Genomic DNA, 23,921 nt, shown 5'->3' on the forward strand with positions numbered 1-23,921 from the left:
TACGGCTGGTCGGCTTCCCTGACGACTGTTCCTTCGGCATGACTCCATCCTCGTTTCCAAGGTCAGGAGCCTCCGGGATTTCCACGGCGATTCACCTTTCTGCAGTGACGGCGGTTATCTCGCCGTTACTCGGTGCGGTCTTTGGCGAGCAGTTCGCGGACCCTTGCGTCTGTCAATAGTTGTGGCTCAGTATGTCCTGGGGCCCCGCAGGCGCGGTGCGCGCCCGACAAGGGGGCTGGTGTCTGATGACCTGGACGACTCAGCTCATCTACCCCGCCGCAGGACTGACTGCTGCCGACACCGCGGCACTGGCCGAGGCCCTTGGTAGGGCCGACGTCAGCTACGACGCTGGCAGTAATCGGCTGCAGATCACCCTGGCGGTGGAGGCCTCGACCCTGGCGGAAGCCACCGGAGTGGGTCTGAGCGCCGCGGCCGCGGCTACCGGTCTTGCGGCACCCATCCGATTGCTGGTGCAGAGCGCCGCTGATTTCGTCGCCGACACTGAGCACCCACCACCGCTGAACCTTGACCTCATTGGAATCACCGAGATCGCTGGTGAGTTCGGCGTTTCCCGCCAGCGCGCCGGACAACTCGCCGACGACGCGGACTTTCCCGCACCCGTCGTGCATACGGCCAGTCGCCGGCTCTACACAAGGGCATCCGTGCGGGCCTTCCACAAACGCTGGACGGCTGCCCGTAACCCGCGCGGTGGGCGCCGGCGCAGACAGACCCAACCGGCAAGCACCTAACGCCATGCAGAAGCGGTTTGCCACCGATGGCCAAGGTCTGTCTGCCTGGGAGGGGGCGGTGAGCGTGGCACATTCGTTCGACAGCGCTGCGCCAACTCCGCTGGGCGACAACGCAATCGAGGAGGTGAGCGTCACGTCGTGCCGTGACCAGCCCCGCGAGGACCGCGAGACGCATCGGGGTATCAATGCCGCTTAGCGAAGGTGCACAGTTCGCCGGCTACACGCTGGTGCGGTTGCTGGGTAGCGGAGGGATGGGCGAGGTGTACTTGGCCCGCCACCCCCGTTTCCCGCGCCTGGAGGCGCTCAAGGTGTTGCACACTGAGTACTCGGCCGACCCCGATTTCCAACAGCGGTTTAACCGGGAGGCCGAGTTAGCTTCGGGATTGTGGCATCCCCACATCGTGGGGGTGCATGACCGCGGCGAATTCGACGGCCAGCTGTGGATCACCATGGACTATGTTGACGGCGCCGATTTGGGCGCGGTGGTCAGCGCGAACTATGCGTCCGGAATGCCGGGCGAGGCCGTCGTGGCGGTGGTCAACGCGGTGAGCGACGCCTTAGATCACGCTCATCACCGCGGCCTGCTGCACCGCGACGTCAAGCCCGCCAACATTATGGTCAGCCGGGCCGATGACACCGGAGAGTCACGAATCCTGTTGAGCGACTTCGGTATCGCGCGCCCGATCGACGACGCGAGCGGCCTGACCGCGACCAACATGGCGGTCGGAACCGTGAACTACTGCGCACCCGAACAGCTGATGGGCGGTTCACTGGACGGCCGGGCAGACCAATACGCGCTGGCAGCAACCGCCTACTACCTGTTGACCGGCACCAAGATGTTCGCCAATCTGCCTGCGGTGGCAGTTATTAGCTCCCATCTGACCGCGCCACCGCCACTTCCTGGAGCCCTTCGTCCCGACCTGGCCATCACCGATGCCGTGTTTGCCCGGGCTCTGGCGAAAGATCCGCGGCAACGCTTCCAACGGTGCAGCGAATTCGCGGCGGCGTTGGCCGATCAACTCCGCTTTGCGCCATCTTCACACAACCCGGCGGCTCAAGCAGCCGGCCAGCCAGCCAGCGAGACCCGGCCGTGGACAACGACCCGGCCTGATCGGACTCCACCGTCGCCTGAGCCGGTCGCCGCCGCGCTCACCGCGCCACCACAGCCACCTCGGCGACCGCACACAAGCCCGGGATGGCCGCCGACGCCGCCCAACCCGCATCATGAAGGCTCACCACCCCGGCCGGCACGACAGCGCCGATGGCTACGGGCCGCGGCCGCGGCGGCCGTGGTGCTCGCCGCCGCCGGCGTGCTCGCGTATTTCGTCCTGCCGCACGGCGCTCAGACCCCTTCCCCACCGGACACGACATCGGCTCAAGAGGCTGCCCGGCTGGCCGCGCAGCACTATCTCGAGGCGCTCTCGCGGGGGGACGCCGACACGGCATTGTCGTTGGCAACCACCGCCCCGGCCACAGCACAGTGGGTCAGCGCCGACGCCCTGCACACCCAATTGGCGTCAACACCGATCACCGACATTACCGTCACCTCAGCTCCCCCGGCATCCGGCGATGACCCAGCCAGCGTCCAGTACGTGATTTTGTCCGCCCGCTTCGGGCCGACCTCGTCACAGACGCGTATCGCATTGCACCGCCACGGCAACGACTGGAAACTCGACACCGCCACCGTGCCCGTCGACATCGGAACGCCAGGCACCACCAGTGCCACGTTCAAGGCAGTCGCACTGCTCGGCATCGCAACGAACGGAACAACCCCGGTCTCGGTTTTCCCAGGCGCCCTGGCCGTCTCCTCGTCGAACCGCTTCATCGACATCACCGCCCAGGCGCCCCCGGTACTGCTGAATGCTTTGGGCGCCAACACCACCCACCCCAGCATCCAACCCGTAGCTACCCTCAACGATGCCGGCCTGCAAGCCTCCAAAACGGCCATCGACAACTGGCAGCATTACTGCTACCAAGGAGTCGCCCCGCCACCGGAGTGCAACACCCTGGACACCGGTGACACCAAAGTATCGGTGATCGGTGCCGGTGATTTCTCCGACACCCGGTTCACCTTCGATCCCAACACCATGTTGGTGACCTTATCAGGCAGCGTCGTGTACAACGCTCACTCACCAACCACCAGCAGAGTGATCTACAAAGCCAGCGGCACAGTCGATTTGACCAAAGATCCCCCGGTGTATTCATCCACCCCCAACCATCGTTAGACAGTCGAGCGTGAACTGAGGAAGGTGAGCCCCGATGCCGTTGAGCGAAGGTGCCTCGTTTGCCGGCTACACGGTGGTGCGGCTGTTGGGTGCCGGCGAGATGGGCGAAGTGTATTTGGCGCGCCACCCCCGGTTGCCGCGGCTGGAGGCCCTCAAGGTGCTGCGCGCGGATCTGTCGGCCGACCCCAATTTCCAGAAACGTTTCATCCGTGAGGCCGATCGAGCCTCGCAGCTCTGGCATCCCCACATCGTGGCGGTCCACGACCGCGGCGAATTCAATGGCCAGCTCTGGATCGCCATGGACTACGTCAACGGCCCCAATCTTCATACGGTCCTCACACAACGCCAGGGCCTGGGCCTGCCCCCGGCCGAGGTGCTCGCCGTGGTCAGCGCCGTCGGCGCGGCGTTGGATCACGCCCATCAGCTCCGCCTGCTGCACCGCGACGTCAAACCCGCCAACATTATGATCAGCCACCCCGATGACGGCAGCACTCCCCGAATCTTATTGAGCGACTTCGGTATCGCTCGCCCCGCCGACGACAACGACGTGACAGCCAGCCTGATGACAGACACCGTCGAAACGTTGGGAACCTTCACCTACGCCGCACCCGAACTACTGCGCGGCGCCCCACTCGATGGCCGTGCCGACCAATACGCTCTGGCCGCCACGGCCTACCACCTCCTGACCGGCGTTCCACCCTTTTCCGATACAGATCCCATCTCGGTGATCCGCGCGCATTTGACCTCGCCACCTCCGCGCCCCGGAACCACCCGCCCGGACCTGACCATCACCGACGTGGTGTTCGTCCACGCCATGGCCAAAGACCCCACCCAACGCTTCCCCCGGTGCAGCGACTTCGCCGCCGCCCTGACCAGCGAGCTCCAAAGCCCCGCCCCAACCCCGGCCCCAGGCGCATTGCCCCCGCCCACCTCAGCGCCCCTGGCCGCCCCGACTCCCCCGCACCACTTCATCCCGAGTTCCCCGGCACCCGGGCCCGGCCCACACCCCGCCTTCCCGCCACCGAGGGCCCCCCGCTACCCCACCCCGCCACCGCAGAGAGCACCTATACCGCGGCGCTCCCGCAAACGCGTTGTGGTATCAGCAGTTTCGGCACTGGCGGTGGTGGCCCTGCTGGTGGGCGGCGGCATCTTCGCGGTAGCCAAATTCAGCGGTCCCGACGCGGCCCAGCGTGCCGCGCAAGACGGCGAGGCCGCGCGCCTGGTGGGCCAGCACTATTTGGAGGCGCTGGCCACCGGCGACGCCCAGACCGCAGTGTCGCTGGGCGCCCAACAACCGGCTACCCCGCAACTTTTGACCGACAAGGCACTCGTCGACCAGCTCTCGGCGACGCCGATCAGCGCGATCACCGCGACCAACGACCCGGCACGCAATCCGGACGCCTCGCCGGATACCCAACGCGTCGTGCTGTCGGCTCGCATCGGGCCCACCCCCACCCAAGCCGTCGTGACCGTCCACAAAAAAGACGGCCAGTGGAAGCTGGAGACCACCACCATCGCGGTCACGATCACCGCACCGCCGAACTCCGCGGCCGCGATGAAAGCCCTTACCGTCGCCGGCGCGCTCACCAATGGGGCCAGCACGATCTCGGTGTTCCCCGGAACACCACATGTCTCCTCGTCGAACCGCTACATCGACATCACCGCAGACACGACACCACTGCTGCTCGAAGCACTGACGGCGGCCAACCCATCCACCATCACACCCGTGATCGCGCTCAACGACGTCGGCCGTCAAGTATCACTAGAGACGGTCGATAGACGAGTGCACTACTGCTATGCCGGGGCCGCGCCGCCGGAAGGGTGTTGCCCCCCTGAAGGGTGTCGGCAAGTCGTCACCACCGGCCCCAACGCCATCGACAACGACAGTTTGAACGTGGACTCTCTTGAGACCACCGACGACATGCATTACGACCTCGACGCCAACACCCTGAGGGTTCATGTCACTGGTGTCCTGCACTACCGCGCCCGCGCAACCCAGCAAGGTCGACCCGTGAACTTGCACGAAACAATCCCCGTCGACGGCGGTGTCGATCTGAGCACCCAACCACCGGTCTTCCTGCGAAGAAAAGAACTGAAGTAACACTGCATTGGTTTACCGCCGCCCCACGCGTCGGCGGCGATCACCACTCCTGGTGGTATTCGTATCGGCGGCGGCGCAGGAAGTATCCGATGCCTCCCAGCACGATGGTCAGCACTATGGCGTCGGTGCCGAGCGCGAGGATGCCGAGTAGCCCCTTGGCGATGTCAACGGGCAGCGCGAGGATGCCAACGGACGCGGCGACCAGGTGCAGCAGTTGTGCGACGGCGACCGCGAGGGTCAGGCGCATGTGGGCGCGGTGGTAGGCGTGGGCGTCGGTGCCAGTCCAGGTGTGGTTGTCGATGTGGTGTTGTACCCATCCGGGCCGAAACCAGTTGATGAGTGATTCGGTGATCGGCCGGTTTCTGATCAGACCCGCGATGACAAAGATTTCGAAGACGATGCCGGGGATGTGCTGGCCGAACATGGTGATAATAGGTGATCGCGACACGAGGCCGACGACAACGGTGACGCCGTCAGCGGCGAGCAGGAATGCGGCGATCGGATCGAACCGGCGGGCACGCATGGCTGCGTAGACCACGCGTACTGCTGACACCACAGTGCTGATCAGCAACGCATCGAGTGCGGCTGCGCCGAGGTAGCGGGCCATGTAGTACGAGCCCATACCCAGCAACAGGCTGATGACACCGCGGCGCAGTTCGCCGTAGCCGGGTGCACCCAGGGTTGCTGGGACAGTCACCGGGCTGACAAGTTGTTCAGGACTTGGCTGTACTTGAGATTCAATCTTGTTGTCAATCAAGGGATTCCTTTCGTCGGGATCGGCCCTGAGCTGGGTACGGTGCTAGCAGGAATTCGTCGACGAACCGGGTGAAGGTGTCATCGACATGGTCCTGGTCGTTGGTGGTGAAGAACTCTATGATGAATCCCTGGAATGCGGCGAGGGCGATCCGCGAACGGGTTTCAGCGACATGGCGTGGCATTCCTAACGCTTCGAGTCGTGCTTGGGAATTGCGGGTAAGCAAAGACAGTGTTTCCCAGGTGTATCTGCGGTATGGACTGTCAATGCCGCAGGCGGCGCCGAAGACCTGTAGCACGACGCGCAGATTGTTGTGACGCTCACCGCGTGTGCACTCGTACCAATCCTGAAAGCACCATGCGCGATGTGCGGCAAGGGAAACCGGTAGTTCTAACTCGTTGGTTGCCGGGATGGCGGCGCGTTGCTGTCGGGTTAGCACTTCCAGAATGAGCTGTTCTTTGCTGTCGAAGTAGTAGACCAGCATTCGCGCGCTGGTGCCCATCTGGGTGGCAAGCTCGCGTAGCGACGTATCGACCACGCCGGTACGCGCCAGAATCAGTCCTGCGGTCGCGAGGAGTTCTTCGCGTTTAGCGTGATCGATCGGGCGCGGCATACTTGACTGTAACATATGCTTCATATACGAAGGGGGATGTGAACCCGTCGGCACCTCCACGCCCGTCACGCAACACAACAGACTACTCAGGCAATCGAAAGCGCCACGCCACCAGCGATTTACGTGCGGTCAGGCCACAATGGGTAATCGCGGCGTGGGCAGCGGCGCTACTTTCATTGCTGGTCCAGCAATGGCTCGAACCGTTCACCGCTGACTCCCACATGGGCATGCTTACTAATGGTGGCGACCTCGACATCTACTGCCACGGTGGGCTGCAAGTAGTCCACGGCGCAACCCTGTACGCCGCCGAACTCCCTGCCGGAGGCTGGTTCACCTACCCGCCGTTCGCGGCGATCACATTCATCCCCTTGGCGCTGTTGAGCTTTCCCGTGGCCAAGACGGCGTGGATGCTGGTGTCGTTCATGGCGCTGGCCACAACGATATGGCGCTGCGCAACCGTTTTGGGCTACCGGCGCGACCAACTCCTGGTTGCCTTCAGTGTGGCCATGGCACTCGTGGCCCTCGACGTCGAGGCCGTGCGCGGCACTCTGTGGCAAGGCCAGGTCAACCTCGTGTTGATGGCCATCGTTGTCTGGGATCTCACACGGCCCCGCGGTGCGTACTTGCGAGGCTGGTCGGTGGGCATCGCCACCGGCGTCAAACTCACTGCGGCGGTGTTTATTCCATACCTTCTGCTCACGCAGCAGTGGCGCGCCGCAATCGCGGCGATCACGACCTGCGCGGCCACAGTTGTACTGACATGGCTTGTGCTGCCTGTCGATTCGGTGCAGTACTGGACGCATGCCGTGTTCCAGACCGACAGAATCGGTCCGTTGACTCACCCGGGCAACTATTCGATCGGCGGCGTCCTTGCCACTTTGTGGGACCCCGCGCCGATGCCGACGATGTGGTGGTTGGTCGGCGACACGCTCGCGGGATTGGTGGGCTTGTGCGCTGTCTACCGAGCCGAGAGGGCAGGTCAGCGACTGCTTGCGATCACGATTACCGGTCTGCTTTCGTGCACGGTGCCGCCGCTGGCGTGGGGACACCACTGGCTGTGGCTGGTGTCGCTGTTGGCCGTCGCGCTGGATCGGATCGCCCGCAGTGCCGGGGCGGCGCGCTGCACCTGGGTGGTAACCACGGTGGCGGTCTACGCCGTTGCCTTCATGTGGTTCAACGCCTGGCTCTATCGCGCATCGCTGCGGATTCAATCGCACTATCCGACCTACATTCAGGCCTTGGATGCCGCCATCGACCAGATGGCTCGATTCGATAAGCTGCTCATCGTTGCCACACACCCGCTCCTGTTCTTGGTCGTTGCCGCCACGACGATCGCGACGCGCGGGCTCACCCCAGCAGGCGAGAAGAGCGAGCCTCCCCAACTGTCTAGTGGCTGACGTGGTGGCGGTCCTGGAGCTTTCCGTAGAGCAAGCTCGATGGTGGCTTGGTGTTGTCCCCCAGTCGTTCTCCGGTCTATTGTGAGGCCGTGTCCAAGGCGCCGCACCGCCCGAGTGGCGGGGTGGCCGAGTTCGGCGCACTGCTGGCGCTGCTACACGACGCTGCTGACCGGTTTCGAACGGTTCAAGCGACCTACCGTGTCTGGCGCCACGAAGAGCGCCTACTGGCGGCGTTCCGCGCCGACGCCGAGGAGCAGAAACAGCGCGGCGCTTCCATCAGCAGCACCTCCGCCGTCGGCAGTGGCGATACCGAAGCCCCAGAGACCGAAGAGACGGTGCACATCTGGCGCGACGGCTCACGATTCCGCGAAGAGCACCACGGCGGCCGCCGCGACGGCTACTACGGCGTCGCTGACGGTCCGCTGTGGTGGTTCTGGGACGCGCACATGGGCGCCATGAGCAACCAAGACGATCCGAGTGTCGGCAGCGGCGTCGGACAGCAGCTGGAGATCATGCTCAATCCCACACCGCTGCTCAACTCGCTGCGCTTCCGCGTGACCGGCAACGCCCAGGTTGCCGGCAAAGCCACGATCACCGCTCACGCCACCGCGCGCCCACACGATCCACGCCACACGGTGTTCCGCGGGCTTCACGAGCTCGGCACCGGCGCCCACCACTACCAGCTCGAGGTCGACCAGGAACGCGGAGTGCTACTCGCCGCCACCGCGATCCGCGACGAGCAGCCATTCCACCAGATCACCACGCTCGCGATCCGCTTCGACGAGCCGATCCCCGCCGGCGTCTTCCAATTCGCGCCACCGCAAGGCGAACAGATCCAGCCCACCCGAGATCGCCGCCGGCTGCAGCGCCTCACGGTCACCGAAGCCCAACAACGTGTCCCTTTCACGATTTTCGTGCCAGAGCGCGTGACCGCGAGCTGGCGTGTGCACTGCGTGCTCGTTGAAGCCTCGCAGCGGCCACCAGCGCCGGCGCAAGTCTCGCTGAGCTACTACTCCGACGACGGGCACCAGAGCGTAACCATCTCGCAGATGACCGCGGCTGATGCTTCCCAGCAGTACGGGCACATGACCGCAGATAAGAACTGGCAAGAGGCAGCCCACGGTGAGCTGCCGGTCAGGGTTAGACCAGCCGAATGGTCTCAGGCCCAGGCATATCTCGAACGCGACGGAACGTTCGTATTCCTCGTCTCAGACAACCTCACAGGCGACCACCTCGCCACGATCGCGGCCGGCCTCAGACCCGCACCGAGCGCCGGCAGCATCTAACGAAACCGACGCCGCACGGCCGGACTCACCTATGACCTTGTCCCTGCTTGGAGGCGGTTTGATCGCTGCGCCGCTACCATGGGATCCCTGGCAATCAATTCCGCCGGGGCGACGGAGCCCACGCAAATCCGCGGATTGACGGTGGATGTCTCGGCCAGCGAAATATTCACCTATTCCCCATCTTTCGTGAGGATAGTTATGTGCGACGGACTATTTTCGGGCTTCAGTGAATTCGGGTGGGATGAGGCGCCCTGGGACGCTGAACCGACCTTCACTGCTGATGAGTTGCAGATCTTGTTGAACCCGGCGTTGTCGGTGGCTGAGGCCGCTGATCGCGTGGGGTGTGTCGAGCACGACGTTATCCGGCTGCGTCGAACAGCCTGAGCCCGCGTCGCCGGGCGCGGCCATCACGTGAGGGCCCGGCGCCGGCGGTTCAAGGGTTCGGTTTGCGAGTGCCGAATCATCGCGGCGTCGTAGCTGACGGGCTCGAATCGTCGTCAAACCCAAGTCGCGCGGTAAGGGCCTCGTGCAGGCCGGTACCCGTGTTATCTCCCACCCAGGCGACGTATCCATCGGGGCGAACCAGGACGGCTTCGGGGGCTGCTGTGTGGCCCAGAACGGGAAGTTCCCACGGTCCGCCGTATTCGGCGTCGACGGCTTTCATTCGATGTGCCCATGGGACGATGTCGAAAGCCCAAGGCTTGCCAAGGTTTAGAAGTACCGGGCGGGCGTCGTGGAGAAGTGTGAATGTTCGCAGTGGACCAGCGGGGGTGAGTAGGTCGATATCGGGCATGCGGCGCCCGAGTAGGGGGTGTCCCTCACCGAGGTCGTAGTGGATATCAAGACCGGTCATCATCGCGGCGATTCGCTTGCGCGGCTCGTCCATGCTCAGTAGCTCAGACATGATGTCGCGCAACGCGTCGACACGTTCGCCTGGGCCGTTGAGCGCGGTTTGGGCCATGGTGTTGTGCAACACGCTGGCGGCGACCGGGTGCCGCTCAGCATGGTAGGTGTCCAGCAAGCTTTCCGGTGTCGCGTTGATGACCTGGGCTAGTTTCCAGCCCAGATTCACCGCGTCCTGGATGCCGGTGTTGAGGCCTTGCCCGCCGATCGGGAAGTGCACATGTGCGGCGTCGCCGGCTACCAGAACACGCCTGTCGCGGTAGGACGTCGCCTGTCGCGTCACATCGGTGAACCGGGAAACCCACGTGGCACCGCGTATTCCATAGTCGGTGCCACGCACGGCGATAAGCGCGTCCCGCAGTTCACTCAAGGTGGGCTCACCGGCGGCTGTCCCGACGTGCGGTTCGGCCACCATGACCCGTACCGGGCCCGGATCTTCGAGCTTGAAGAATGAGCAAAACCCAGGATCGCGGTGCGTGCCCCAGGGCGGCTCCTCGTCCATCTCGACATCGGCGACCAAGCAACTCGTCGACGGATCCCATCCCGCGAATTCGATGCCGGCGGCCTTGCGGATGACGCTGCGCCCTCCGTCGCACCCGACGACGTATGACGCGCGCAGCGGTGGGGTATCGCAGAGTTCAACGTCGACGCCGGTGTCGTCTTGTGCGACACCGCTCACCTGCCGTCCGCGATAGATCGGCACCCCGAGTTCGCTGACCCAGTCGGCCAGGGTGTGCTCGATGCGGTACTGCGGCAGCCCCAACCCGTAGTTGTGCCGGGTGGGCAAGTCGCTGATGTCGACAAAGATCCCGGAGTAGTGACCGATTTGACCTTGCCACCCTTGGGAAAGGAACCGATCCACGATTCCGCGCTGGTCGAGGACCTCGAGTGTGCGCGATGTCATCCCACCCGCGCGCGAGCCGATCAGCTCATCGCTGGTGCTGCGGCGCTCGACGATCGCAACGTCGATTCCTGCTAGCGCTAACTCGCCGGCCAGCATCAGCCCGGTCGGGCCTGCTCCGGCAATGACTACCGCGTGGTCGGCCATATGCCCCTTCTGTCCCGAAAGTCTGGTTACGGGTGGCGATTCAGGACCTGTTCGACGGCGCGCACAAGTGGGGCGCCGTCGCAGTGTCCGGTTGGGTTGCGCCAGGCGACGTACCCGTCGGGGCGCACGAGGACCGCCCCGTCGTGGCCGATCTCGTACCGGTCGAAGAACGCGTTGTTGGGATCGGCTAGGCCGGGATCGCCGATGGCATAGCTGGCGATGGGCACTCCGAGCCGAGCGGCATTGGCGGCGGCCTGTCGCCAGATCTGCCCACCTGCGCCGGTGAGTACGGTGAAGCCGGCGCCGAATAGGTCGAGCGTCGAGACCGGTTCCCCCTCGTTGCCCAGCCATGTATGCGGGGCCCGGCAGCCTGGCGTCGCGCAGGGCGTGTAGTCGGTGTAGCTGTCTTCGACGTCGGGAGGTGTTGTGCCGTCGTCGATTACGGCGGCTGACCGATACGCGGTGCCGAATTCGACGCCGAGGTGATTGCCGTAGCGTCGGGTCTCGCGCAGGAGTTCCTCGGGGCTGAGGTCGCTGCCGGCTGGGTTGTAGGCCGCCGCGGCGATACGCCCGACATTGCGGTAGTTCTGCAAAGACTGGGCGATCATGGTGATCGCGGGCCCTCGACGCTCGTCGTCGTAGGTCTGCAGCAACGACCAGCCGGCCAGACCGCGCACGCATAGCGCCAGCTTCCACATGGCGTTGTGCATGCCCTGCAATCCGGTATTGAGGCCCAGCCCCCCGGTGGGCGGGAACTGGTGGGCGGCATCGCCACACAACACCACACGTCCCTGGACGAGACGGTCGGCGACCGTGGCGTTCATCTGCCACAGCCCCACGCCTTTGACCTCAACGTCGAGGTCGGGCACACCGACCGCGCCGCGAACCCACCGCCGCACCCGCTCGTCGTCCCAGAGCTCGCGCACCCACTCGTCGGGCTGCACCCCGATCTGGCACAGCCAGCGGCCGCCGGCGTCGAGTGGTTGCAACGCTCCGACGGCCTCGGAGTTGGCGACGAAGAACAACACGGCGCGGTGATCTCCGACATGGCGTTCGATATCGCTACGGAAGTAACAGTTGACGAAATGATGCAGGGCCCGTGCGCCATTGAGGACAATGCCAAGTTGGGTGCGCACGGTGCTGTGGACACCATCGGCGGCAACCAGCGCTTCCCCAGCCAGCGTGTAGGTGTCTTCGGTCGCGGTGACGCGGACCGCCACGGCCGCTTCGGTGTCGTGGTCGCCGGCCCCGGACAGCACGTCGGTGACCTGATGACCGAACCGCAGATCGACGAGTCCGGTCGCCTGCGCTGCGTCCCGCAGGATGGCTTCGATCAGGTCCTGCGACGACATAATCGGCTGTGCCGGGCTAATTGTCGGGCCGGGACCTTCGAAACCTTGGGTCTCGATCTGAGCGCCTTGTCGGCCGGCAACCGTGTACATGAACCTGATCGGGCTCTTCCAGCCCGGCGGGGTATCGATCCCGCGCAGCCGGCGATACACCGCGCTCCCCCATCCTCGGGCGAGCTCCATGGTCCGCGTGTTCAGGTTGCGGGTCTTGGGATGCCAGGAGGTCGAATCATGTTGCTCGACAACCACGCTGGGAACATGGAATCGGGCGAGCTCGAGGGCGGCGGCGAGGCCAACGGGGCCGCCGCCGACAATGATCACCGGTTTGTGCGGCATGGTTGAGTCCACCTCTGTGTCCGAAGTCATCCGCGGTTTAGGTGTTGGCGGGCGTGGTGGTGCCTGCGCCGCGGCGGCGAGCCAGGACGAGGTCGTGGCGCTCGACCGGGAGGGTGGGTTCGTCAAGGCCTTCGATCACGAAGCCAGCGTCGGTGATCATCGCCCGATCGGCGTGGCCGGGCTGTCCTTGGCTGGTGAGGTAGTCGCCGAGAAACATCGAATTGGCCAGGTGCAAGGCCAGTGGTTGCAGGGTGCGCAGATGTATTTCGCGGCCGCCCGCGACGCGAACTTCGATGTCGGGGAAGGCGAACCGGAACATCGCCAGGATGCGCAGGCAGCGTTGCGGAGTCAGTTCCCAATGCCCACCCAATGGGGTGCCCTCGAACGGGATAAGGAAGTTCACCGGCACCGAATCGGGCTCGAGTTCACGCAACGCCAGTGCGACATCGACAATGTCAGCATCGGATTCACCCATCCCGACGATCGCCCCCGAGCACGGCGATAGCCCAGCAGTTTTCGCTTTGCCCACGGTGGCGGCCCGGTCGTCAAACGTGTGGGTTGAGCAGATCCGCGCGTAGTTGTCGGCGCTGGTGTTGAGGTTGTAGGCATCGGCGCCCGCCTCGCGCAGCCGCTCGGCTTGCCCCTGCTTGAGCAGCCCCAGGCAGACACACACCTCCACGTGCGGCGCGGAGGTTTTGATCGCGGCGATCGTGTCGGCGACACGATCGATATCACGATCGCCGGGCCCGCGGCCGGCGGCAACCAGGCAGATGCGTTTGGCGCCGGCATCGATCGCGCACTGCGCGTGCCGGGCGGCCTCGTCGGTGTTGATCCACGAGTACTTGAGGATTTCAGCGCTCGACCCGAGCCGTTGCGAGCAATAGCCGCAATCCTCCGGGCACATCCCAGATTTCATGTTCACCAAGTAGTTCAGCTTGACCCGCCGGCCGAAAAACCTGCGGCGCACCCGTGCCGCAGCGGCGACCACATCGAGCAGATCGCCATCACCGCTGGCCAACACCGCCAGCAAATCATCACGATCGACACGCCGCCCCTGCAACGCCATGCCGGTGATCGCCGACAATCGCTGCCCGAACCCTGTATCCGGCACCGACGCTGGTTCATGCACGAGCTTCTCCCTCTCCGTTGTCCAATCAATCCCGTGGGCCGACGGACATGCGGGCTATCGACCCCAAAACGAGCTGAGTGACCACCCCCAACGCGAAGGGGTTTTCAAGCCCATGACGAGCGACCGTACACCAAAGTTAAGAAAAGTAAGAGAAACCTAAGGTAACAGTAAGACATGTTGAGGAGCGCAGGGCGATAGCAGCGCTGCAAAAGTAGATAAACGAGTATGCAGAATATGGCTACAGATACGACGACGATCCGGGTGCCGATCCCGACCCGCGACAAGCTCGCCGCACAGGCTCGCCAGCGGGGCATCTCCATCGCAGCTCTCCTCGAGGAACTGTCCGACCAGGCAGAACGACAGGCCGCATTCGCAGCAGAACGCACGGCCACCCTGGCCGACGCCGAAATGGCAGACACCCAGAACGAGGACCGCGATTGGGACGCCACCGCAGGTGACGGCATTGAGTGATCCCCGGCGCGGAGAGCTTTGGCTCGCTGTATGTCGGGCAGTGCGTGGCATCACCAAGAGTCGACTGATCCGACCGCTGGGTACGTTGAAGCCAGAGACGATGCGCGAAGTCGAACGCGCCCTAGCCATGGTTCTGGGCATCACCTAAACACACCCACCGCCAGGACGCGGCTCACCTACCCTGACTGTCGTGACAAGCGCCGTTCCGGCCACGCAAACACCAGACCCAACCCAAGCCGCGCAGTGGACGCCGCAGCAAAAACTAGGCTTCCGACTGCTTTTCACCATCGGCGGCGGCATGCTGATCGTCCTCGGCGGTGCGATCCTGCTCGTCACCGTGGACGCCAGTGTCGTGAACGCCAACACGGGCCACTACCCACTCGAACCACTGATCTGGCCGTTCGCACAAATCGGCAGCTACCTGACTCAAGGCCACGGAGTCGAGATCACCAAGTCCGCCGGCTCAGACATGTTGTGGTTCTGGTGTTTCCATCTCGGCTGGATTGTCGTGGCCCTGCCAATCACCGCAGTGTGGACACTGCTTGATCGGCGGCGCCCTGACTACCGACGCCTGGCCGCCTCACTAATCGTGTTCTCCCGCTTCGGACTGGCGCTGGTGATGATCTACTACGGGACGGGCAAGGTGATCCCCGTCCAAATGGGATTCATGGCCCTGCCCCATCACCAGCTGCAATTGATGGGCGACACCCGCCTCTTCCAGACACTCTGGGGCTTCATGGCCGCCTCCGAGCCCTACTCGGTCGCCACCGGGCTCATCGAAGTCACCTCGGGAATCCTGCTGCTGTGGAACCGCACGTGGCTACTCGGGGCACTCGGATCAGTGATCGCCACCGCGCAGATCTTCTTGCTGAACATGACCTACGACGTGCCGGTCAAGCTGGTCGCCGGCGAATTATTCACGGTAGCCATCGGTATCACCGCGCCCTACTGGCCGAACCTGGCGCGCGTGGTATTCAACCGCGGCCACACCCGCCCGGTTGCGCACTGGCTACCACTTGGGGCCGAAAGACGCTGGCTGCGGAGAACCGGCGCGGTCGCCAAGTTCGGCGTCGCCGGGATCTTGCTGGCGGTCAGCGCAGTTGGGGGCGCCATGATGTACACCGCCTATCACACCCCCACCTCAACCCTCGACGGAATTTGGCGCGCAACATCATTCACCATCGACGGGCGCCAAGCAACGCTCAACCAAAACGATCCGCAGCCATGGGCCAACGTCGCGATCACCGACCGCAACAAGGCGCCACTGGCCGTGGCCAGGTTCACCAGCCAGGTCCCAGCCGGCTACACCACCACCTGGTTACTCAAGGTCGACGGCGACCACCTCGACTTACGCAAACCCGAGCCCGATTCAGCCCACATCGTGCTGCGCGCGACCCAGCCAGACACCGACCACCTGGTGCTCACCGGCAAGCTGGACGGCAAGCAAATCCAGGGCACATTCGAGCGCCGGTTCATGGAACGCAGCACATCGCGATTCCGACTCATCAGCCCACCCATACCCTTGGATGCGGTGCGCTAGCCCTCAGCGTGGACCAAGGCCAACTCCGTTGTCCGCCTGGGAATCCTAATACCGCCTGCGAACAACACAACCTCACCGTCATATCCCCGTGATGGCGGCTCTAACGGCGGTTGGCGGCTATTTCCCGGAGAGTGGGTAGTACGCGTTGGTCTTTCGGACGGTTGGCCGCCTGTTTAGATCGGATCACATCGCTCAGCGAGGCGATTTCCACTGTGGTGTCATAGATTTCGGCTGAGGTAGCGTCGCGGTGCAGGTCTCGGTAACCATCGGTGCCCGAAGGTTGGAATGCGATGTCGAGATCGCCAGCCTTAGTGACGAGATTCCACGTCCGGGCTGCGGCCAAACCGTCTGCGTCGCAAGCGAAAGGCAGGCCCTCGGGCACGGATTCGGTACGAATCTTGGCATTGAGCTCGCGTAGAGCGGCAGCCAGACGGGTGAGGTTGGCGTGCGTGTCCTCAGGCGTGATGTCGGCGTCCTCCGTGGGAAACGGGGAACCGTGATACACCGCAGCAAGGCCGCCGATCAGCACGTAGATCACTTTGTGGCGCTGGAGCACGTCGAACAGTTTTTCCAGATCGAGTTCCACCTCAGGCATCGCGCAGCTTCCTGAGCTGGTGTGCCAACCGTGAGTGCCGGTCGAGCCGTTGCTGCCCTGACAGATGAGCAAGGCGGGCAGCCTGCGCCAGGTCACTGTCGTCGCGATCCACGAGGTGCAACTCGAGGTCCAGCCCGCACAGTCGTACCAACCGGAGCACGTCATCGAGACTGACGGCAGTAGATCCCGATTCCCATCGGGCTACGGCCGGTTGCGCGGTGCCGGCACGAGCGGCGAGCTCGGCCTGGGTGAGCCTGGCCCGCCGACGTGCTTCGCGAATCAGATCTCCACCGAACGAACCCATGTCTTGAGTATAACAGATCTGTTATATGGTCCTTGCGGGGCTTCCGCCGCAGAGGATCACACCTCGGGCACCGATTTACTTTGCCGCGCCGGCCTTTTCGAGCGGCACACGTGTTTAGCTTGCGCATCTCGCGATCGAAAGCCTCGGTCAAGGTTGGCCACATCGCCCTCGGCGTGCCCGGATCCGCCAACTGGCCGGGCTCGAAATGTGATGGCCGCTGATCGGCAGCGGACCCGAACTGTTTGCCGGGCCCGGGCCGGCCTCAAAACTAAGTGCAAGCTCGTGGGTGGAGTCTTTACCATCGTGCAGTGATCACGGGAGTCGGCCGGGGGTTGAGGGCCTGGATGGGTGCGGTCGCGGACCGACCCGCGTTGGCCACGGCCCTGGGTGCGGTTGGAGTGTCGTCGTCGGGTCTGTTCGTGGCCTTGTCGAACACGTCGCCGGGTACGGCGTCGTTCTATCGCTGTGTTTTCGCTCTGCCCTTGCTTGCGCCGTTGGCCATCGTTGAACGGCAGAGGCGCGGAGCACCCACGGCGCATCAACACGGGTGGGCTGCTGCTGCCGGCGTTTTGTTCGCGGCGGACACTTTGTTGTGGACCCAAGCGATTTATGAGGTCGGTGTCGGGTTGTCCGCGGTCCTCGTCAACACCCAGGTCGTCATGGTGCCTTTGCTTGCCCGGCTTATCGACCGCGAGTCGCTGAGCATACGGTTCTTTGTCCTGTTGCCCGTCGTCGCTGTTGGCGCTGTGCTCACCGGAGGTCTCTTCGAGACCGGCGTGACCGGGTCTGCGCCTATTGCGGGGACGGTGCATTCCGCATTGGCAGCCTTGTGCTACTCGGTGTTCTTGTTCCTGCTTCGACGCGGCGGCCCGAACCGACCGCCGGTCCAGTCGTACGTGACGATCATGGTGTCGGCCGCCGTGGCTGCACTGATCGGCGGTGCACTGTGGGGCGGCGTTAGCCTGGCCCCTGGTTGGGGGCCGACGGGATGGCTTGTGTTGACGGCGATCTGCGGTCAAGTGCTGGGCTGGTTGCTCGTCGCACTCGGCAGCCCGTCACTGCGAGTCGAAGTCAGCTCGCCACTGTTGCTGCTGACGCCGGTTGGTGCCCTGGTGCTCGCCGCAGCGGTCCTCGCGCAGATGCCTTCGGTCCTGCAGGTGCTCGGATGCATCCTGATCCTGGGAAGCGCCTACTTCATCACCGTGGGTCGTTCGGGAGGTGGGCCAGATCGGGCAGTCACGGTCCGGCTTTCCGCTGTGGAAGACACGAAAGGCCAGGCTCGGCAACGTGATTAGTCATCTGCGGCCCGGTTCTCCTTGGCGAGAAGTTGGCGGCGCTGGCGGGTGCGGTGGGAGTCGCCGGTGAGGGTGAGGACTTCGGCCCTCTTACCAGGCGTCAAGCCCCGCACGCCAATCCCCCTGCGCGGCACACGGTTCCCACAATCGCTGTGGGTCAGTTTGATTTACGCGGTGTGCTGGCGCATCAAAGGTGCTCCATGAGGCGGTTCATTTCCCCCGCCTCGAGATAGCTGGCCTCATGCGTCGGGTAATTCGGGCGCGGCTCAGGCAGCCGGATGTGAATGTGCCCGATGGCCGTAATGAATGCTGGGCCAGGCCAGTGACGATGTGCCAGCGCATCGGGTAGTGAGTGGAATTTGGGTAGTAGGTGCGACATGACGGATGCTTTCAGATTATTCGAGTGGCTCCTACCGAAGTCACGGCTATTAAACACATGTTAGATAGCACTAATGACGTTGGCAATGCGCACGCTGCCGTGCCGTGCATCATCGCGCAGTCGTATCGCTGCTCAACACAGGTGATCGCCCAATGCCGCTGACGGTCGAGACCGCAGTCTTAGGCGACAGCCGCGGCCGGACTCAGCGGAACACCCGCCAAACGCTCGTAGCGTAGTACGCGAAACACGAATAGCTAAGCAGTACCGGGCCGTGCTGATCGCGAAAGGTCGGCCGGGTTTAGAACTTGTAGCGCACGAGGGTGGTGCCGATCATTCGGGACACCGCTGCGCTGGGGGCGGCTAGGCGCGACGTCAGCCGCATGACAAAGGGGAGTTCGGCGACCTCGGGTGCTCGTGTGAGGAAGATTTCCTCGGCCAGCTTGAGGCCTGCAACCCAGCGTTCGAGTTGGCGAGGGTCGTTGAACCCGGGGTTGACCACCCCGGCGCGGATCGCGGCCAGGCTGCCCAAATGCTGAGTCGCCCAGACCGCCCCTGTGGTGTAGAGATTGAACGCAATTTCGCCGCTGGGGAAGTGGCTGGTGAGTCGATTCAGCAGCGACACGAAATCGTCCTGGCGTAGGAACGCGACCAGGCCATCGGCGACGATTACGGCCGGTCGGTCGGCGGGGACCTCGTCGAGCCAGTTCGGATCGGTCAGGTCAGCACCGATGCTGTGCACGCTGACCTGCGCCGGCAGTAGCTGGCGACGGAGGTCGACGATCTGCGGGAAGTCGACGTCGTACCAGCCGACCGTGGACGGCGGGGTGACCCGCAATATCCGGCTGTCCAGACCCGCGCCCAGATCCAGCACGACCGCGTCCGGGTGGCGGTCGACGAAGCAGCTCACCACCTCGTCAAGTCGCTTGGCCCGCACCGCGATATCGAAGACCTTCGTCCTTGCGTCTCGGAGCTTCGTGGTCAGTGAGGGGAACTTGGCGAGGTCGTAGCCGGTTTCACCAAGGATCTGGTCGGCCATCGTGTCGCCGAGGAACGGATGCGGCAAGCGGCTGTCGAGCGCCCTGCCACCCAGTGTGAGAAATAGGCTCTCCTGCGCTGGCGTGAACGCTGGCATCGTGATGCCCATGTTGTTCAGTCCTCCTTCTGTGGTGGACGCGCAGCCGGCCACGCGTCCTGGGCGGTTTTCGGGAGTGTGTCGTCGGTGTAGAGCCCGCGGGTGTAGAGCTCAAAGGTTGGCACTGCCATGCGCTGTAGCACCTCGGGACCGAAGTGCTCATGGCCGAGCGCACGCGCCAAAGGGGGCCCCATCGTCAATAGGCCAAGGGTGACAAGGAGATTCAGGACCGCCAGAGCCCGTGGATCCGAGGACGGCCGCATGACGCCGTCGGCGGCGCCGGTCCTAAAGATTGCCTCGGATTCCTCCACCATCGTGTCGACGAACATGCCGGCGGCCGGCACGTCGTCCTGGATCGCCCGGGCCATGTATTGCACCTGGAGCCGATACTCCTCGGGGTTCGACAGGTAGATGCCGAGGAGATCCTGCATTCCAGTGGGACGCCCCGCGGTGCGGGCCCGCCCGACAAGGACGTCCAGCACGTACTCGTCACAGGCGGCCCGAAGCCCGTCCTTGCTGCCGAAATGGTGAAAGATCAACGCCTCGCTGACGCCTGCCGCTGTCGCAATGGCACGCAGATTCACCTTCTGGAAACCGTCGCGCGCAAAGCAAGCCACGGCCGCGTTGCGGATCCTAGCCTTGGCTGTCAGGTCCACTGAGCGCACAATCAGTATCCTAAGTCTGTACTCAGTACGTGGCAAGGAAGAGTCGACAAGCAGATAGCACGGCGCCGCCGCATTTAGCGAGTGCCCGCTCAGCGCGCTTGCGGCGGGGCGCATAACGGGCCCCCAGGAAATGAACCGTTCCGTGAGACAAATCAGGTTGGAATCGCCGTGAGACAGTTCAGAGAACCAAAGATCAGCGCACGCGGAACACCGGTTTGGAGCAACGCCGCGAATACCGTCGCCGCGGAGCGTGGATGAACTACGGGCCCCAGGCGCACGAGTTGGCCGAGGCTAAGGCAGAACACCCGTGGTTGAAAGACGTTCCGGGGCATTGTTTGCAGCAGACGCTGATGGACCTGGATCGGGCGTGCCGTGAGCACGGTACTTTTCGGGTGCGGTGGCGCTCTAGTCGGCGGTGGGCTCCGTCGTTCCGGTTTCCGGAGGGCAACAAAATGGCACTGGAGCGGCTCAACCGCCGGCATGCCCGGGTCAAGCTGCCCAAGCTGGGCTGGGTCAAGTTCCGGCAGACGCGCAGCCTGCGAGCCGAAACCATCCGCTCGGCCACCCTCGCACGCGAGGCCCAGCACTGGTATGTGTCGCTGCTCGTCGACGACGGGATCGCCACACCGTCAGCACATGCGGTGCCGGGGTCTGCGGTGGGTGTGGACCGTGGCGTCGTGGTAGCAGTGGCCACCAGTACCGGCGAACCGCTCGACCGAGCCTTCGTCACTGAGGGAGAGCGATGTCGCGCGCTTCGGTTGCAGCGCAAGCTGTCCCGCAGTGCGAAGGGTTCAGCCAACCGGGGTAAGACTCGGGTAGCGCTGGCGCGGGTGCGGTCCCGTGAACGGTATCGGCGGCAAGACTTCTGCGCCCAGACCGCACACCAGCTCGCGCAGACCAATGCGCTGGTGGTGTTGGAGAAACTGCCAGCCAGGACCATGACCCGCCGTGCCGGGCCAGTTGAGGATCCGAACAACCCCGGCCACTACCTCCCCAACGGGGCGGCGGCCAAGTCCGGCTTGAACCGGGCCATCCTGGGCAAGGCGTGGCATCGGTTCGAGTTGGCGTTGAATTCTGTGTCCCGCTACACCGGGACCATCGTGGTGAAAGTTCCGGCAGCGTTCACATCGCAACGCTGTTCGGCGTGTGGGCATGTGGACCCGAAATCCCGTGAGAGCCAAGCGGTCTTCCGGTGCACGGCATGCTCACGTCCCGCCGAGCACGCAGATGTCAACGCCGCCAAAAACATATTGGCCGCAGGGCTTGCGGTCACCGCCTGCCGAGAATCTGCAGCACCCGCGGGTGCTGCACTGACGTCGACGCAGGAACCAGCAGGAAACCGCGAGGAACTACTGCTCCAACCCCACTCGGCTACCGCAGCATGAGTGGGGTTGGAATCCCCCGGCTTCAGCCGTGGGGAGGACGTCAACATCGGTGGGCGTAGCCGTGGCATTAGCGCAAGTACTCAGGTTAGCTTTGGTGGGTGAGTATTGGGGGGTTTGTGGCTGGGGTTGATCGGCTGCTGACTCGTGCGCATGACCTTTATCCGGCGGGTGGCGACGGCGGGCAGTTGCCGACGTCTGGGGGTGCGTCGGTGCCGGCGTCACCTGAGGGTGTGAGCGGATTGCGGGGAGGTGTCACGAAGGCGGCTGGTGCGTATCAGCAGGCGCGCAGCGGTGCTGCGGGGCTGGATGAGCAGTTGCAGCAGGCGGCCGGCCAGGGTGCCACGATCGGGCAGCAAGGCCGGATGGCGTCGGGGTTGATTCGTGACCAGGCTCGTGCGACAGCGGCCGCGCTGATGCCGATGGCCAAGTCGCCGGCGGGCGCGCAGCTGATGATGGCCGCGATGGACCAGCAGCTGTCCGCGATGCAGGGCCAGCTACAGTCGACCAAGGGCCAATACCAGGCGGTGTCGGCGACATTGCAGCAGGCAGCCACCGGCTACCAAACCCTCTCCACCGGCACCAAAGACTCCCCCGCTGACCCGACGATTCGTGCGGCGGGCTGGAGGCCGGGCGAGCCGGTGCCGGCCTCCCCCGCCTCGCCGGGTTTGCCTCCTGTGGCAACCGACCCCCGTAACCCGTTCATCGGCGACCCCCGCTTCGGGTACTGGAAGGACTATGTGCCTCCGCCCTACACGGGTTCGACACCGCCCCCACCGACCAAACAGCACGTGCCCTGGGTCGACGGCCCGGAGGGCGGACCCACCGGCTTCTACACACCAGGCAGGACCTGGATCGGCGACAACGATGCCCCGTTCGCGTCCTATCAGCAGCAGTACAAGTTCCGCATCGCGGGCGAGGACCTCACCTCCTACACTCAGGTCGGGCCGACTGGACAAATGCAGCGCTGGGTGGCCTACACCTATGAGGCCCAGGAATTCCAGAACATCCAACTCAATGGTGACATCTGGGCCAAGACGCCAGCCGACGCGAGCCAGGGGACCTTAGGTGGGGTCTCCACCGGCGGCATCGGAGGAATCTCGCTGCCACCAAAGATCGGGCCGTGGCAGCCCATCACTCCTGCACAAATCGCTGTCTTATCAGCGGCCAACCCAACCGTGCAGTACTACATGCCCGACCCTTGTGGGCAGCAATTCACGTTTGTCAACGGGACAGCTACCGGCGGTAATGCACCCGGGCCGATCACGCCGAGCATCATTGCGGGTCCGCCGGGCTGATCGGCCGAGCACGCTCTAAGGTTCGCCGTCGACGAGACGAACGAGGTCATGCGACCCTTTTTCGATGCGTTCAGGCCTCGTTTGAACCGTCCAACCTGGTCTTAACGGCGAGGATACGTCAGTGATTTCGTCTCTGCGGATGCTCACCCTCCATCCGGGCGACGACCTGATCAAGCTCGCGGCGAAAGTTGGGTCCGGTGCGTATCCGCATGTAGTCGTCACGGTCTATGGCATAGACCCCAGGAATCGGATCGCTCAGGTGCTGCGTCAGCAGCGACTCGTCGGGCTGGGTATCGAGCTCGCCAGCGTTGAGCCGCCGCTCGAACTCATCGTGGAGTTTCTGTGTGGCGCCCTGTTCGGTGTCGGCGGTGACGTGCCAATCCGACTTCGGGTACCAGGCTTTCCATGACTGATCGCTTTGTTGTTCGAGGCGTGGCCGGACAACGATCACATATTGTGGCGTACTGGTGTCCATAGGTTTCTCCCTTCAGTCTGGCCAGTGGCCGCTGATGTCGGTTGGAGACGTGAAAATGGAAATGGTTCCGTCAGGGAGCAGCTCGCGGCAGGTGAAGCCGCCACCTTCACGATCTCTACACCACACGATGCCCGTGGGTAGAGGTCCTGGGTCGCTACCTATTTTGCCTCCGCTGAAGAGGGGCAGGGCAGTGCCCGGTGAGGTTGATGCGCTGGTGGAGAGGGTTTGGTAGCCGGTGGCTACCTGGCGCAGGGTTGCCGAGACGGTTTGGTTTTGGGTTTTGGTGGTGTGGAGCTGGCCTTGCATCGCCTGTAGGTGCTGGTCCATGGCGGCCATGAGCAGCTGGGCGCCGGCCGGAGATTTGGCCAGCGGTGCTACGGCTGCGGCCACCGCGCGGGCCGAGCTTGTCAAGTTTTTTGTGTAACGTGTTGTGCTCGTTGGGGTTAGAGGTAGGGGTTGATTCGTTCTGGGTAGGCAAGGGCGAGTTGGGCGAGG

Annotated in this window: 23 protein-coding genes; 12 read left to right on the forward strand and 11 right to left on the reverse strand. The window is 64.1% G+C overall.

What is annotated here, in order from left to right; genetic code table 11:
• Window positions 1–245 precede the first annotated feature (245 nt).
• From SKC41_RS30645 to SKC41_RS30660, 4 genes are read left to right on the forward strand one after another with little or no spacing between them, the layout of a single operon-like run.
• Entirely contained in the window at window positions 246–749 is a 504-nt protein-coding gene (locus tag SKC41_RS30645) for a hypothetical protein (protein WP_330981447.1), read from the forward strand.
• A 58-nt stretch (window positions 750–807) separates the two neighbouring features.
• The gene (locus tag SKC41_RS30650) at window positions 808–945 is read left to right on the forward strand and encodes a hypothetical protein (protein WP_330981448.1); all 138 of its coding nucleotides are present in this window, start codon (window positions 808–810) and stop codon (window positions 943–945) included.
• On the forward strand, window positions 935–2,974 hold the full coding sequence (locus SKC41_RS30655; protein ID WP_330981449.1) for a serine/threonine-protein kinase: 2,040 nt from the start codon (window positions 935–937) through the stop codon (window positions 2,972–2,974). Before SKC41_RS30650 ends, SKC41_RS30655 begins: the two co-directional genes overlap by 11 nt.
• Before the next feature lie 34 nt (window positions 2,975–3,008).
• On the forward strand, window positions 3,009–5,075 hold the full coding sequence (locus SKC41_RS30660) for a protein kinase domain-containing protein (RefSeq protein ID WP_330981450.1): 2,067 nt from the start codon (window positions 3,009–3,011) through the stop codon (window positions 5,073–5,075).
• A gap of 40 nt (window positions 5,076–5,115) precedes the next feature.
• Here SKC41_RS30660 and SKC41_RS30665 read toward each other — a convergent pair whose 3' ends face one another.
• Entirely contained in the window at window positions 5,116–5,772 is a 657-nt protein-coding gene (locus tag SKC41_RS30665) for a VC0807 family protein (RefSeq protein ID WP_330981451.1), read from the reverse strand.
• A gap of 52 nt (window positions 5,773–5,824) precedes the next feature.
• Window positions 5,825–6,442 (reverse strand): TetR/AcrR family transcriptional regulator, encoded by a 618-nt coding sequence (locus SKC41_RS30670; RefSeq protein WP_330981452.1) that lies wholly within the window; start codon window positions 6,440–6,442, stop codon window positions 5,825–5,827.
• 221 nt (window positions 6,443–6,663) lie between these two features.
• Between SKC41_RS30670 and SKC41_RS30675 the strand changes: the two genes are divergently transcribed.
• The 3 genes from SKC41_RS30675 (at window position 6,664) to SKC41_RS30685 (ending at window position 9,509) form a co-directional block, all read left to right on the forward strand.
• Window positions 6,664–7,839: a glycosyltransferase 87 family protein gene (locus tag SKC41_RS30675; RefSeq protein WP_330981453.1), complete on the forward strand. Its 1,176-nt coding sequence runs from the start codon at window positions 6,664–6,666 to the stop codon at window positions 7,837–7,839.
• Window positions 7,840–7,928: 89 nt separating this feature from the next.
• A complete protein-coding gene (locus tag SKC41_RS30680) occupies window positions 7,929–9,125 on the forward strand; it encodes a hypothetical protein (RefSeq protein WP_330981454.1) in 1,197 nt (398 codons plus the stop codon).
• A 198-nt stretch (window positions 9,126–9,323) separates the two neighbouring features.
• A complete protein-coding gene (locus SKC41_RS30685) occupies window positions 9,324–9,509 on the forward strand; it encodes a hypothetical protein (protein WP_330981469.1) in 186 nt (61 codons plus the stop codon).
• A 76-nt stretch (window positions 9,510–9,585) separates the two neighbouring features.
• Here SKC41_RS30685 and SKC41_RS30690 read toward each other — a convergent pair whose 3' ends face one another.
• The 3 genes from SKC41_RS30690 to bioB are packed head-to-tail and all read right to left on the reverse strand — an operon-like array spanning window position 9,586 to window position 13,890.
• Window positions 9,586–11,076, reverse strand: a complete 1,491-nt coding sequence (locus tag SKC41_RS30690) for an FAD-dependent monooxygenase (RefSeq protein ID WP_330981455.1) — start codon at window positions 11,074–11,076, stop codon at window positions 9,586–9,588.
• Between the two features lie 26 nt (window positions 11,077–11,102).
• Entirely contained in the window at window positions 11,103–12,761 is a 1,659-nt protein-coding gene (locus tag SKC41_RS30695; RefSeq protein ID WP_330981456.1) for an FAD-dependent monooxygenase, read from the reverse strand.
• Between the two features lie 37 nt (window positions 12,762–12,798).
• A complete protein-coding gene (bioB, locus tag SKC41_RS30700; RefSeq protein WP_330981457.1) occupies window positions 12,799–13,890 on the reverse strand; it encodes a biotin synthase BioB in 1,092 nt (363 codons plus the stop codon).
• A 234-nt stretch (window positions 13,891–14,124) separates the two neighbouring features.
• Here bioB and SKC41_RS30705 point away from each other — a divergent pair, with 234 nt between their 5' ends.
• Both SKC41_RS30705 and SKC41_RS30710 read left to right on the forward strand, forming a co-directional pair.
• On the forward strand, window positions 14,125–14,361 hold the full coding sequence (locus SKC41_RS30705; protein ID WP_330981458.1) for an antitoxin: 237 nt from the start codon (window positions 14,125–14,127) through the stop codon (window positions 14,359–14,361).
• A gap of 190 nt (window positions 14,362–14,551) precedes the next feature.
• On the forward strand, window positions 14,552–15,901 hold the full coding sequence (locus SKC41_RS30710) for a hypothetical protein (RefSeq protein ID WP_330981459.1): 1,350 nt from the start codon (window positions 14,552–14,554) through the stop codon (window positions 15,899–15,901).
• Window positions 15,902–16,001: 100 nt separating this feature from the next.
• On the opposite strand, the gene SKC41_RS30715 is transcribed toward SKC41_RS30710, so the two are convergent.
• On the reverse strand, window positions 16,002–16,496 hold the full coding sequence (locus tag SKC41_RS30715) for a hypothetical protein (RefSeq protein ID WP_330981460.1): 495 nt from the start codon (window positions 16,494–16,496) through the stop codon (window positions 16,002–16,004).
• On the reverse strand, window positions 16,489–16,800 hold the full coding sequence (locus SKC41_RS30720; protein WP_330981461.1) for a helix-turn-helix domain-containing protein: 312 nt from the start codon (window positions 16,798–16,800) through the stop codon (window positions 16,489–16,491). Before SKC41_RS30720 ends, SKC41_RS30715 begins: the two co-directional genes overlap by 8 nt.
• Window positions 16,801–17,108: 308 nt before the next feature.
• On the opposite strand from SKC41_RS30720, the gene SKC41_RS30725 reads away from it, so the two are divergent.
• Window positions 17,109–18,095 carry a DMT family transporter gene (locus SKC41_RS30725; RefSeq protein ID WP_330981462.1) on the forward strand — a complete coding sequence of 329 codons (987 nt, stop codon included), beginning with the start codon at window positions 17,109–17,111 and terminating at the stop codon, window positions 18,093–18,095.
• A gap of 677 nt (window positions 18,096–18,772) precedes the next feature.
• On the opposite strand, the gene SKC41_RS30730 is transcribed toward SKC41_RS30725, so the two are convergent.
• Together SKC41_RS30730 and SKC41_RS30735 are read right to left on the reverse strand one after the other, a co-directional pair.
• Window positions 18,773–19,618, reverse strand: coding sequence for a class I SAM-dependent methyltransferase (locus SKC41_RS30730; RefSeq protein ID WP_330981463.1), 846 nt, complete (start codon window positions 19,616–19,618; stop codon window positions 18,773–18,775).
• 5 nt (window positions 19,619–19,623) lie between these two features.
• On the reverse strand, window positions 19,624–20,271 hold the full coding sequence (locus SKC41_RS30735; protein ID WP_330981464.1) for a TetR family transcriptional regulator: 648 nt from the start codon (window positions 20,269–20,271) through the stop codon (window positions 19,624–19,626).
• Between the two features lie 254 nt (window positions 20,272–20,525).
• Here SKC41_RS30735 and SKC41_RS30740 point away from each other — a divergent pair, with 254 nt between their 5' ends.
• Both SKC41_RS30740 and SKC41_RS30745 read left to right on the forward strand, forming a co-directional pair.
• Entirely contained in the window at window positions 20,526–21,656 is a 1,131-nt protein-coding gene (locus tag SKC41_RS30740) for an RNA-guided endonuclease InsQ/TnpB family protein (protein ID WP_442931874.1), read from the forward strand.
• Between the two features lie 98 nt (window positions 21,657–21,754).
• Window positions 21,755–22,951 (forward strand): hypothetical protein, encoded by a 1,197-nt coding sequence (locus SKC41_RS30745; RefSeq protein WP_330981466.1) that lies wholly within the window; start codon window positions 21,755–21,757, stop codon window positions 22,949–22,951.
• A 118-nt stretch (window positions 22,952–23,069) separates the two neighbouring features.
• Here SKC41_RS30745 and SKC41_RS30750 read toward each other — a convergent pair whose 3' ends face one another.
• Both SKC41_RS30750 and SKC41_RS30755 read right to left on the reverse strand, forming a co-directional pair.
• Window positions 23,070–23,426: a hypothetical protein gene (locus tag SKC41_RS30750; protein WP_330981467.1), complete on the reverse strand. Its 357-nt coding sequence runs from the start codon at window positions 23,424–23,426 to the stop codon at window positions 23,070–23,072.
• Window positions 23,427–23,438: 12 nt separating this feature from the next.
• The gene (locus SKC41_RS30755; RefSeq protein ID WP_330981468.1) at window positions 23,439–23,837 is read right to left on the reverse strand and encodes a hypothetical protein; all 399 of its coding nucleotides are present in this window, start codon (window positions 23,835–23,837) and stop codon (window positions 23,439–23,441) included.
• Window positions 23,838–23,921 lie beyond the last annotated feature (84 nt).

This window comes from Mycobacterium sp. 050128 (assembly GCF_036409155.1).
Taxonomy (GTDB): domain Bacteria; phylum Actinomycetota; class Actinomycetes; order Mycobacteriales; family Mycobacteriaceae; genus Mycobacterium.